Below are 1,863 nucleotides of genomic sequence, written 5' to 3'. Positions count from 1 at the left end.
GTTGTAATCGTCATCGCATCTAATTTTATTTGTCCTAATGTTTCATAATCCTCACCATAATCCCCCGCTGGCGCTGCAATATTAACTTGGGTTCCAAAATTCGAATAGAAGGATAACTGGTCTAACTTATTAGTTGCTGAGACCGTCACAACATCAGATAATCCCCCTCCTGGCAGGTGTATCTGTACATCATCCGGCTCTCCAAGCTGTTCGGCTAAATCTTTAGGGTTACTCATGTCATAACCATCCGTGCCGGCAGAGGCAATAATAATACTGCCTTCTTTCGTTGCAAATTTTACAGCTCGGCGATATGCTTCGATGACAGCCTGATCCTCTTTCTTTTTCAATGACTTGTATGTCCCCAAGCTTAAATTGATAACATCCATATCATCTTTGGCTGCTTCTACAATTGCTTCTACAACCCACATGGAATCAGCAGCATCTGTATGAAACACCTTATATGGCACTAACCCCACCTCAGGAGCAACACCTTTTAAATTGCCATTGGATGCAATCACCCCTGCAACCATTGTTCCATGTCCCAGATAATCTTGTGTCGTTGTAATACCAGGGACAAAGCTCTTCCCAACGCCCACAATATTTGAAGCTAAATCCGGATGATTAAAATCAATTCCGCTATCTACTACAGCAACTTTTACCGTATGATTACCTTTTTCAATTCCATAAGTCGCGCTATTATTAGTGACTCTGTTGATATCCCATCTCCAGGAATCATATCTGGAACCCGTTTTTTCCTCTAAAGCTGTTGGGACCGTTACTGCTTCCGGTTTAACTTCTATTACTTGCTCCGGTCCACTCCATTCGATGGATGAGCCATATTCATCTAGTGCCTGCTTGCTTGAAGCTCCTTCGATACTAAGCATTCGGATTTCTTCAATAAAGTTGTAATCTAGAGATTTCTCTTCCAACGTTTCGATGATCTCCTCGATAGGCGCGCTCTCTTTTAAGCCATATAGATAAGTTGCATCTGTTGCTTTTGCTTCCTCATGGGATACTAGGAAAAGCACCCCCAAGGCCAAAAGCGAATATTTAAACGACCATTTCTTCATTCTTTTCCTCCTCTAATTGTTGCGTCGTATAAAGACGATAATAATATCCTTTTTTGCTCAATAACTCTTGGTGATTCCCAATTTCCACAATCTCCCCTTTATCCATAACGATGATTCGGTCTACATCTTTTACAGTGCTTAGACGGTGTGCGATCAAAATCTGTGTGGTTTCCAAAGTTTTTAAATAATCAGAAATATTCTTCTCTGAAACGGTATCCAACGCACTTGTAGCCTCATCCAGAATTAATATGGATGAATTTTGTGCAAGGGCACGGGCTAAAATCATTCGTTGACGCTGCCCGCCGGAGAAATTTATCCCGAATTCAGATACTGTCGTGTAATAATTTAAAGGAAGCTTCATGATCTCCTCATGAATGTTGGCCCTATGTGCAGCTACTACGGCCTCCTCCAAAGGCATATCTTCCTTAGCCAGTGCTATATTTTCATAAATAGTCTTGTTGAATAGCCGAGCTTCTTGGAACACTACGCCCATGTTTTGTCTAAGCTGCCCCAGCTCATATTCATTTATGGACTTTCGGTCAACATAAACGTCTCCTTCTGTCGGCTTATAAAGCCCTAATAGAATCTTCACCAATGTACTTTTGCCCGACCCAGATGCCCCTACTACCGCTACTCTTTCACCGGAGTTAACTTTAAAAGAAACATCTTTAAGGGAGTAATCACTGAAGAAGTTATGCTTGTAGAAAACATTTTTCAACTCGATTTCTCCTTTGAGGGCCAGGCTTTCCTGGGCCTCACCTTGTTTCTCCTCTGTTCCGCTCATGACATCGTA

General features: G+C 41.9%; 2 protein-coding genes. Both read right to left on the bottom strand.

What is annotated here, in order from left to right:
* Window positions 1-1,070, bottom strand: a 1,070-nt coding sequence (locus AC52RT_RS06605) for a S8 family serine peptidase (RefSeq protein WP_495540010.1), incomplete at its 3' end; no start/stop codon positions are given.
* Window positions 1,051-1,863 (bottom strand): peptidase domain-containing ABC transporter (locus AC52RT_RS06600; protein WP_495540009.1); only part of this gene is annotated, 813 nt, incomplete at its 5' end. The genes AC52RT_RS06605 and AC52RT_RS06600, both read right to left, overlap by 20 nt.

It is taken from the genome of Peribacillus sp., assembly GCF_059453735.1.
This window is presented reverse-complemented; position numbering and strand designations above follow the sequence as displayed.